Below are 9,260 nucleotides of genomic sequence, written 5' to 3'. Positions count from 1 at the left end.
GTCCTCGGACTGGTCGAACCAGGCCCCCTGCGGCGAGACCGGCTCGGCGACCCTCATCGCCGCGGCGGAGGAGATCGGCACCTGCTGCGAGGACGTCATCGCGGCCGCGTGGTACTCGCCGAGCTGCGTCCCGGTGGTCAGCACCTCGACCGCGGCGCGCACGCCGGCCTTCCGCAGCATCGTGTCGATCCGGTACGCGGTCGCGGGCGGGAATCCCTGCGGCCCGACGTCCACGAGCACCACCCGCTGCGGCAGCGGTCCCGGTGTCGACCCCGTCGGCGAGGAGCGCCAGACGGCCCGCACCGAGCGGACGTCGGGCAGCACCGCGACCGCGCGGGCCAGCACACCGGTGACGTCCGAGACCGGGTCGGTCTCGGACGTGAATCGTTGGCGCTATAAAGGGAGCATCTCCGCGACCGGCAGGCGGTCGGTCAGCGACGCGTCCGAGCGGACCTCGTGCAACGCCCACGTGATGGCCGCACGCTCGTCGGGCAGCACCGGGATGCCGCCGGCGAGAAGCGTTCCGACCAGCATCTCGACCGCGCGGTCGAGCTCTCCGACCGCGAGGAACTCGCGGGCCTGCGACAGGGCGGCGTCGTCGATCCGCCCGGCCATCGACAGCAGGAGATCGTGCAGACGGACCGGCAGGCCGACACCGTCGTTCGTCACGGCAACTCTCCTTAGCTGAGCACCAGGTGCTCCTCGGACTCGGCGCCGGCGCACACCAGCTCCGATGCCGCCAGCGCCGCCCGGTGGTAGGGCGGCAGGTCCAGACCGGACGGCACGACCTCGACGCACGGGTCGTGCTCGCCCAACGCCCGCAGAACGCGCTGCAACTCGCCGGTCAGCCGGGCGTGGCCGGACGTGGCCGCCACCAGCAGGACGCGGCTGACCCCGGAGGGACCGATGCGCCAGCAGGTGCGAACCTCTCCGACCCCGTTCCGGCCACGCAGCGTGGCACCGAGGACGACGGTCGCGGAATCCCCCATGGACACCCGATCGGGTGATTCCGGGGAAAAGGTGTAGTCGGTGGGGGGCAGTTCGTCCAGCCCCTTGACCGAACTGAGAGCACCGGGTTCGGCCCCATAGGGTACGAGCGCGTCCAGCAAAAGGCGAGTCTCGTGGTCCGTCAGGGGGATGCGCCCGTGCAGCAGCGTGCGCGGCAGCGACCGCGCGAGCACCGAGTACGCGTCGGAGGCCGCCCAGTCCCGGTACCGCCACAGCAGGTCGTCAGGAAGGCGCCCGGCGAGCCGAAGCAGCAGTTCGTGGCACGTGTCCGACATGTCACACCTCGACGATCAGTTCGATCTCCACCGGAGCGCCGATCGGCAGCTCTGCGACCCCCACGGCCGACCGGGCGTGCTTGCCCGCGTCGCCGAAGATCTCCCCCAGCAGCTCCGAGGCGCCGTTCACGACACCCGGCTGCCCCGTGAAGCCCTCGGCGGAGGCCACGAACCCGACAACTTTCACGACTCGCTTGATCGAGTCAATCCCCACGAGCGCGTCGACGGCCGCCAGCGCGTTGAGGATGCAGGTCGCGGCGTACTGCTTGGCCTCCTCGGGGGAGACCTCCGCGCCGACCTTGCCCGTGGCGGGCAGCTTGCCGTCCACGAAGGGCAGCTGGCCCGAGGTGAAGACCCACGGACCGCTCTGCGTGGCGGGGACGTACGCGGCGAGCGGGGCGGCGACACCGGGGAGCTCGATGCCGAGCTCCTCCAGCCGCGTCTTCCAGCCGCTCACGCCTTGACCCGCTTCAGGTACGCGACGTGCTGCTCACCGGTCGGGTTCGTCAGGACCGTGACCAGCTCCCAGCCGTCGTCACCCCACTGGTCGAGGATCTGCTTCGTGGCGTGGATCAACAACGGCACGGTCGCGTACTCCCACTTCGTCATGCGCGGAGCCTAACGCGCCACCCGATCGATGCCTGCGGGGTTGTCTCCCTTGGCGCTACCTTGATCACGTGGAGACCTGGCGGATCGTCGCCACCAGCCTGTTCGCGATCGGCGGGCTGGTGATGGTGCTCGTCGCCATGGCCCAGGTGCGCGACCGCAAGCACAGCCGGCGCGAGCAGGTCGTGCAGGCCGGGCTGATCGGTCTGGTCGTCGTGGTGGTCGTCACGATCGGCATCGCCCTGTGGCTGCCGTCGGTCGTGGCCTGGGCACTGGTGGCCGCGACGGCCTTCGCCGTTCTCTTCCTCACCATGGTCGATTGACCGACCAGTCCACCTTCGACCGAATTCACACCTAGTCTGGACGTGTGACGTCGTGGACCGAGGAGCTGACCCGTGCCCGCCTGCACGTGGTCTCCGGCAAGGGCGGCACCGGCAAGACCACGGTCGCGGCGGCGCTCGCTCTCGCGCTGGCCACCGGCGGCCGCCGGGTGCTGCTGGTCGAGGTGGAGGGCAGGCAGGGCATCGCCCAGCTCTTCGACCACGCCCCGCTGCCGTACTCCGAGGAGCGGATCGCGTCCGCGCCCGGCGGCGGTGAGGTGCACGCGCTGGCCGTGGACGCCGAGGCCGCGCTGCTGGAGTACCTGGCGATGTTCTACAACCTCGGGTTCGCGGGCCGCACGCTGCGCAAGATGGGCGCCATCGAGTTCGCGACCACCCTCGCGCCCGGCCTGCGGGACGTGCTGCTGACCGGCAAGGTCAAGGAGTGCGTGAACCGCGTCGGCCCGGACGGCCGCCACCTCTACGACGCCGTCGTGCTCGACGCGCCGCCCACGGGCCGCGTCGTCAAGTTCCTGGACGTCACCAAGGCCATGGCCGACCTCGCCAAGGTCGGGCCGATCAAGGGGCAGAGCGAGGGCGTGGTCCGGTTGCTGCACTCGGGTGACACCGCGGTGCACCTGGTCGCGCTGCTGGAGGAGATGCCGGTGCGCGAGACGCTCGACGCGGTGGCCGAGCTCGACGGCGCCGACCTGCGACCGGGCGCGGTGCTCGTGAACCGGGTCCAGCCGGAACGGCTGCCGGCTCGCTCGATCCCCGTCGCCGCCGAGGGCAGGGTCGACGGGTCGCGGGTGCGCGCGGGCCTCGCCGCCGCCGGTCTCGACCTCGACGAGTTCACGCTCGAGGGCCTGGTCGACGAGACGGTCGAGCACGCCATCAGGGTGCAGTCGCAACAGGAGGCGATGGAACTGCTCCGCGAGTCCGACCTGCCGACGCTCGACCTGCCGGAACTGACCGACGGGGTCGACGTGGCGGCCCTCTACGAACTGGCCGAGGTGCTGGTCGCGGCGGGTGTGCGGTGAACAAGCTCGACTTCGACCCGTTGCTCGACGACCCGGAGACCCGCGTCCTGGTCTGCTGCGGCTCCGGCGGCGTGGGCAAGACGACCACGGCGGCGGCGCTGGCGTTGCGGGCGGCCGAACGCGGCAGGCGCGTCGTCGTGCTGACGATCGACCCGGCCCGGCGGCTCGCGCAGTCGCTCGGCCTGCGCGAGCTCGACAACCACCCGCGCGAGGTCGTGGTGGACGGCTTCGAGCCCAAGGGCGAGCTGTTCGCGATGATGCTGGACATGCGCCGCACGTTCGACGACATGGTGCTGACGCACGCGGGCCGCGACCGGGCCGACCAGATCCTGTCGAACCCCTTCTACCAGACCATCTCGTCGTCGTTCTCCGGCACGCAGGAGTACATGGCGATGGAGAAGCTGGGCCAGCTGGTGGCGCAGGACGAGTGGGACCTCGTCGTCGTCGACACCCCGCCGAGCCGGTCCGCGCTCGACTTCCTCGACGCGCCGCAGCGGTTGTCGACGGTGCTCGACGGCCGGTTCATCCGGATGCTCTCGGCGCCCGCGCGGGCGAGCGGCCGCGGCCTGATGAAGATCGTCGGAACCGGTTTCAGCCTTTTCACGCGCGCCGTCTCGACGATCGTCGGCGGCCAGCTGCTGCAGGACGCGTCGACCTTCGTCCAGGCCTTCGACAGCATGTTCGGAGGATTCCGCGAGCGCGCCCAGCGGACCTACGAACTCCTCCGCTCGCCCGGAACCGGTTTCGTGGTGGTGGCGGCGGCGGAACCCGACGCGCTGCGGGAAGCCAGCTATTTCGTGGAACGGCTCAGCGCGGAGGGCATGCCCCTGTGCGGCCTCGTCGCGAACAGGACCCACCCGGTGCTCGCGGCGGACCTGCCCGCGGCGAAGGCGCTCGCCGCAGCGGCCGACCTCGACCGCTCCGGTAACGCGCCGCTCGCCGCGGCGGTGCTCCGGCTGCACGCGGACCGGGTGGCAGTCGCCGATCGAGAGAAGCGGCTGCTCGCCCGGTTCACGCGTGCTCATCCCGGTGTGTCGCTGGTCGGCGTGCCCGCGTTGCCCGCGGACGTGCACGACCTCGACGGCCTACGGGAGATCGGCCGCCGTCTCGCCGGTGAATGAGATGTTCACCTGCCGTTAACCGACCCTCGTGTCCTCGACGTGCTCTTGACGTGCGTTGTCGAGCAGTTCGAACCACGACTCCACGTCCGGGCGACGGCGCAGCAGAGCGCGGCGTTCGCGCTCGGTCATGCCTCCCCAGACACCGAACTCGATCCTGTTGTCCAGCGCTTCGGCCAGGCATTCCATGCGCACCGGGCATCCCAGGCACACGAGCTTCGCCTTGCGCTGCTCCGCACCTCGGACGAAGAGCTGGTCCGGCTCCTCATCCCTGCACGAAGCGTTGATACGCCAATCCCCCTGGTTCATATCCCCCACTCCTCAGTGCCGTCCAAATGTGGAAAATCCGCCACACCCCTGCCACGGATGCCGTAGCGTTCGAGCCACGACTGCATTCCTTGGACGTTGACGGACTGTAGTGCCGTTCGGTTCCCCTTCCAACCCTGGGTCACCCGACTGTTACCTGTCTTGCGTATCTCTACTCATGCTGAGTAACGGCACTTACTGATCACGCTCACCCGTTCGTGTACGGCGTACGCTGGCCCGCGTGCGAGTCAGGAATGGCGTGCTCAAGATGCTCGGCCTGTGCCTGCTGGCTGGGGTTCTCCTCGCCGGCATGCTGTTCCCAGTCGTGGGCGCGACCGGCCTCGTCTCGAACAGGGCCAGCGACACCGTGGACAGCATCTCCGCCGACCTCGTGACGACGGACCCACCGTTGATCACGACAGTCACCGACAAGGAGGGCGCGCCCATCGCCTACCTGTTCGACCAGTACAGGGTGCTCACACCGCCCGAGAAGATCTCGCCGACGATGAAGGCGGCGCTGATCTCGGTCGAGGACCGGCGGTTCTACGAGCACCAGGGCGTCGACTGGAAGGGCACGATCCGCGCGGGCCTGACGAACCAGGTCAGCGGCTCGGTCTCGCAGGGCGCGTCCACGCTCACCCAGCAGTACGTGAAGAACTACCTGGTCCACGTCGTGGCGCGGAACAACAAGCTCGAGCAGGCCAAGGCCCAGGAGCAGACCATCGCGCGCAAGATGCGCGAGGCCCGCATCTCCCTGCAGCTCGAGCGCAAGCTGGGCAAGGAGGAGATCCTCGCCCGCTACCTCAACGTCGTCCCATTCGGCTCGACCATTTACGGCATCGCCGCGGCCGCCCAGGCTTACTTCAACACGACGCCCGACAAGTTGACGGTTCCCCAGTCGGCGATGCTCGCCGGAATGGTGAACAGTCCGTCAGCGCTCGACCCCGAAGCGTATCCGGACAAAGCGCTGGAGCGCCGGAACAAAGTGATCGACCGGATGGTCGAGAACGACAAGCTGTCGCGCGACGCGGGCGAGGCGGCGAAGAAGGAAGGGCTCGGGCTCGCCAACCCGGTGCGCACGCCGCCGAACGGCTGCGTCGGCGCCGGACCCGAGAACGGCTTCTTCTGCTCGTACGTCGTGAACTACCTCCAGCGCGCCGGCTTCAGCGAGGAGCAGCTGCGCACCGGCGGCTACACGATCCAGACCACTTTGGACCGCACGGTCACCCAGCAGGCGAAGGCCGCGGCGGAGGCGGGCGTCGGCAAGGGCGTCGACGGCATCGCGAACACCATGGCCGTCGTGAAGCCCGGCAAGGAGCGCCACGAGGTGCTGGCGCTCGTCGCGAACCGCGACTACGGCCTGAAGGCCGACCTGCGCCAGACGACGTACGACCTGCCGAGCGGCGTCGAGAACAAGTTCGGCGCGGGCTCGGTCTACAAGGTCTTCACGGCCGCGGCGGCGCTCGAGAAGGGCCTCGGCATAGAGAACGTCATCCAGACGCCGACGTCCTACACCTCGCGGGTCTTCAAGGGCGGCGCCCAGCGCTGCCCGAGCACCGGCGAGCCCGGCACCCGCTGGTACTGCCTCTCGAACTTCGACTCGAGCTACCCGTCGTCGATGTCGCTGCAGCAGGCCCTCGCCACGTCGCCGAACACCGGCTTCGTGATCCTGGAAGAGCAGACCGGCATGGACGCGGTGGTCGACATGGCCTCGCGCCTGGGCATGCGCGAGACGATGGCGACGAACCTGCAGGGCACCCGTCCCGACCCGAAGGCCAAGGACAAGCAGAACCGCGTCTCGCAGACGGAGTTCTACAAGCAGAACGGCGGCAACGCCTCCTTCACGCTCTCCCCGGCCCCGGTGTCCACCCTGGAGCTCGCGAACGTGGCCGCGACCATCGTGAGCGGCGGCAAGTGGTGCCCGCCCACCCCGGTCGCGAAGGTGCTCGACCGCAACGGCAAGGCCGTCACGCTCAACGAGGCGCCGTGCGAGCAGGTCGTCGCCGAGGGCCTCGCGAACGGCCTCGCGGTCGGCATGAGCAAGGACGACGTCGGCAACGGCACCGCCGCCGCGGCCGCCCGCGCCGCCAAGTGGACCCGCCCGATGATCGCGAAGACGGGCACCACCGAGGAGTACAAGTCGGCGGCGTTCATCGGCGCGACCCCGGACTTCGCGGGCGCCGTGCAGACGTTCAACGACGGCACCACCCCCCGCCCGATCTGCCTGGCGGGCAACGGCGCACCCCGCCTGTGCGGCAACGGCAACATCTTCGGCGGCACCATCCCTGCGAAGACGTGGTTCGAGACGATGACGAAGGTGCACGGCTCGGCCCCGGTGTCGCAGCTGCCCGCCGTCGAACCCCGCTACCTCAAGGGCGGCAAGGAGATCCAGATCCCGGACGTCGTGGGCCGCCAGGTCAACGACGCCATCCGGACCCTCGACCAGGCGGGCTACAAGGCGAGCCAGCAGTCGGTGAACTCCGAGCAGCCCAAGGGCACGGTCGTGAGCCAGACGCCGCGCGGCAACGCGTTGCGCGGCACGGTGATCACGCTGCTGGTGAGCTCGGGCTACGTGCCGCCGCCCGCACCCACCGAGCCGCCGCCCGGTACGCCGAACCCGCCGCCGTCGGGGTCGCCGGGGCCGGGCAACGGGAACCGGCCTCCCTTCACCTTGCCCACTGAGCCGGGGCGGCCTGGGCGGTAGGGCCTGGGCGGTGGGTGGTGAGTGCTGGGCGGTGTCCGGCGGGGTGGAGTGAGGGCACGCCTGGGCGAGGGGCGCGCTGAGTCCGAGGGGCGCGCTACGACCGAGGGGCGCGCTACGACCGAGGGGCGCGCTACGACCGAGGGGCGCGCTACGACCGAGGGGCGCACTGCGACCGAGGGGCGCACTGCGGTCGAGGGGCGCACTGCGGTCGAGGGGCGCGCTCCATGCGAGGGCGCTGAAACCTAAGTGGACTTGAGTGGCCCTCGTGGCGAGGGTTCCCCTCAGGCGAGGGGATCCCTCAAAGCGAGGGGCGCACTTCAAGCAAGGGCGCACTTCAGCGAGGGGGTCCCTCGTTGCGAGGGGCGCACTCGATGCGAGGGGCGCACTCGTTACGAGGGGCGCGCTCGTTACGAGAAATCCCCGCCTGCCAACCCCGCTAAGCGCGGCCTACAGCAGCTCGCTCAACCGCCGCACGCTCGTCTCCACATGCGCACGGATCTCGGCGACCGCCCGCTCGCGATCACCACCCCGGATGGCGTCCAAGATCAGCCGGTGCTCGGCGACGACCTCGTCCGGCGTCTCCGACTTGCTCAGCACCGCCAGGTAGAAGCGCAGCTCCTTGGTCAGGCCGGCGAAGAACTCCGAGAGCCTCGTGCTGTCGAGCAGCCCGACGATGGCCTGGTGGAACGCGAGGTCGCGGTCGATGACCAGACCTGCGTCACCGGTGCGCGCGGCCTGTTCCAGTGAGGCGAACGCGTCGGTGATCGCCTCCAGCTGCGCCGGGCTCGGTGTGCGGGCGATCGCGGCGGTCTCCAGGCGTTCGCGGGCCGTGTAGAGCGCCTCGACCGTCTCGCGGGTGGGGGCGATGACGACGGCGCCGCGGTTGACCTCGTAGCGGACCAGGCCGGTGAGTTCGAGGATGCGCACGGCCTCGCGGATGGTGTTGCGCGCGACGCCCAGTTCGGCGGCGATCGCGCTCTCCCTGAGCCTGTCGCCGGGGCCGAAGGCGCCGGCCATGATCCGTTCGGACAGGCCGTCGGCCAGTTGCTGGGCCGTGGTGGTGCGGCGCACTGCCAGGCCTTCGAGGGCGGACATGTGGCCAGTCTAACTAGCTGCTGCGCAGTTGAACTGTACTACAGTTCTACACATGGACCTGACTAAGTTCCAGGCGCTCAGCTTCGACTGCTATGGCACCCTCATCGACTGGGAGGCCGGCATCGCCGCGGTGCTCTCGCCGTGGGCGGAGGGGCTCGGTCTCTCCGACGAGGAGCTGCTGCTCGCCTACGCGGACGAGGAGGCGGCCGTTGAGGCGGCGACGCCGACGGCGCTGTACCCGGACGTGCTGGCGGAGGCGTTCCGGCGGACCGGTGCCGCGCTGGGGCGCGAGGTGAGCGACGAGTGGGCGCGCCGGCTGGGTGGCTCGGTGCCGGACTGGCCCGCGTTCCCCGACTCCGCGGACGCGTTGGCTCGGCTGGCCTCCCGCTACCGGCTGATCATCCTGTCCAACGTGCACCGCGCGGGGTTCGCGGGCAGCAACCGGCAGCTGCGCGGGGACTTCGCGGCGATCATCACCGCGGAGGACGTCGGCGCGTACAAGCCGGCGGAGAACCACTTCCGGGCGCTGGACGCGAAGCTCGGCGAGCTCGGCGTGGAGCGGTCGGGGTTGCTGCACGTGGCGCAAAGCCTGTTCCACGACCACGTTCCGGCCAAGCGCGAGGGGCTGCCGTCGGTGTGGATCAACCGCCGGCACGACCGGCCCGGCTGGGGCGCGACACCGCGGCCGTCCGGCGAGTTCCGCTACGACCTGGAGTTCGGGTCGATGGGCGAGTTCGCGGACGCGGTCGACGAGGCGTTCTGAGAGCAGTGCCGCAGCGGTCCGGAAA

General features: G+C 70.2%; 11 protein-coding genes and 1 pseudogene. 5 read left to right on the top strand and 7 right to left on the bottom strand.

Annotation, left to right across the window (positions count from 1 at the left end; translation table 11 throughout):
* The 5 genes and pseudogenes from ACFWGZ_RS36160 to ACFWGZ_RS36140 all read right to left on the bottom strand — a co-directional run.
* Nucleotides 1-345, bottom strand: a pseudogene (locus ACFWGZ_RS36160) (hypothetical protein); the annotation flags it as partial.
* A 48-nt stretch (nt 346-393) separates the two neighbouring features.
* Nucleotides 394-669, bottom strand: a complete 276-nt coding sequence (locus ACFWGZ_RS36155) for a hypothetical protein (RefSeq protein ID WP_382456092.1) — start codon at nt 667-669, stop codon at nt 394-396.
* Nucleotides 670-680: 11 nt separating this feature from the next.
* Complete coding sequence (locus tag ACFWGZ_RS36150; RefSeq protein WP_382456091.1) at nt 681-1,283, bottom strand: hypothetical protein; 603 nt, start codon at nt 1,281-1,283, stop codon at nt 681-683.
* 1 nt (nt 1,284) lies between these two features.
* Complete coding sequence (locus ACFWGZ_RS36145; protein WP_382456090.1) at nt 1,285-1,740, bottom strand: RidA family protein; 456 nt, start codon at nt 1,738-1,740, stop codon at nt 1,285-1,287.
* Nucleotides 1,737-1,892, bottom strand: a complete 156-nt coding sequence (locus ACFWGZ_RS36140; RefSeq protein WP_090069797.1) for a DUF4177 domain-containing protein — start codon at nt 1,890-1,892, stop codon at nt 1,737-1,739. The genes ACFWGZ_RS36145 and ACFWGZ_RS36140 overlap by 4 nt, the downstream gene beginning before the upstream one ends.
* A gap of 68 nt (nt 1,893-1,960) precedes the next feature.
* On the opposite strand from ACFWGZ_RS36140, the gene ACFWGZ_RS36135 reads away from it, so the two are divergent.
* The 3 genes from ACFWGZ_RS36135 to ACFWGZ_RS36125 are packed head-to-tail and all read left to right on the top strand — an operon-like array spanning nt 1,961 to nt 4,370.
* A complete protein-coding gene (locus tag ACFWGZ_RS36135; protein ID WP_382456089.1) occupies nt 1,961-2,212 on the top strand; it encodes a hypothetical protein in 252 nt (83 codons plus the stop codon).
* A gap of 44 nt (nt 2,213-2,256) precedes the next feature.
* Complete coding sequence (locus ACFWGZ_RS36130) at nt 2,257-3,249, top strand: ArsA-related P-loop ATPase (protein WP_382456088.1); 993 nt, start codon at nt 2,257-2,259, stop codon at nt 3,247-3,249.
* On the top strand, nt 3,246-4,370 hold the full coding sequence (locus ACFWGZ_RS36125; RefSeq protein ID WP_382456087.1) for an ArsA family ATPase: 1,125 nt from the start codon (nt 3,246-3,248) through the stop codon (nt 4,368-4,370). The genes ACFWGZ_RS36130 and ACFWGZ_RS36125 overlap by 4 nt, the downstream gene beginning before the upstream one ends.
* Before the next feature lie 15 nt (nt 4,371-4,385).
* Here the strand turns inward: ACFWGZ_RS36125 and ACFWGZ_RS36120 are convergent, their stop codons facing one another.
* Entirely contained in the window at nt 4,386-4,676 is a 291-nt protein-coding gene (locus ACFWGZ_RS36120) for a WhiB family transcriptional regulator (protein ID WP_382456086.1), read from the bottom strand.
* A 238-nt stretch (nt 4,677-4,914) separates the two neighbouring features.
* On the opposite strand from ACFWGZ_RS36120, the gene ACFWGZ_RS36115 reads away from it, so the two are divergent.
* Nucleotides 4,915-7,377: a transglycosylase domain-containing protein gene (locus tag ACFWGZ_RS36115; RefSeq protein WP_382456085.1), complete on the top strand. Its 2,463-nt coding sequence runs from the start codon at nt 4,915-4,917 to the stop codon at nt 7,375-7,377.
* A 447-nt stretch (nt 7,378-7,824) separates the two neighbouring features.
* Here the strand turns inward: ACFWGZ_RS36115 and ACFWGZ_RS36110 are convergent, their stop codons facing one another.
* Nucleotides 7,825-8,472 carry a GntR family transcriptional regulator gene (locus ACFWGZ_RS36110; protein WP_382456084.1) on the bottom strand — a complete coding sequence of 216 codons (648 nt, stop codon included), beginning with the start codon at nt 8,470-8,472 and terminating at the stop codon, nt 7,825-7,827.
* Nucleotides 8,473-8,524: 52 nt separating this feature from the next.
* Here ACFWGZ_RS36110 and ACFWGZ_RS36105 point away from each other — a divergent pair, with 52 nt between their 5' ends.
* Nucleotides 8,525-9,235 (top strand): HAD-IA family hydrolase, encoded by a 711-nt coding sequence (locus tag ACFWGZ_RS36105; RefSeq protein WP_382456083.1) that lies wholly within the window; start codon nt 8,525-8,527, stop codon nt 9,233-9,235.
* The last annotated feature ends 25 nt before the right edge of the window (nt 9,236-9,260 follow it).

It is taken from the genome of Lentzea sp. NPDC060358, assembly GCF_042725365.1.
In the GTDB taxonomy this organism is placed as follows: domain Bacteria; phylum Actinomycetota; class Actinomycetes; order Mycobacteriales; family Pseudonocardiaceae; genus Lentzea.
This window is presented reverse-complemented; position numbering and strand designations above follow the sequence as displayed.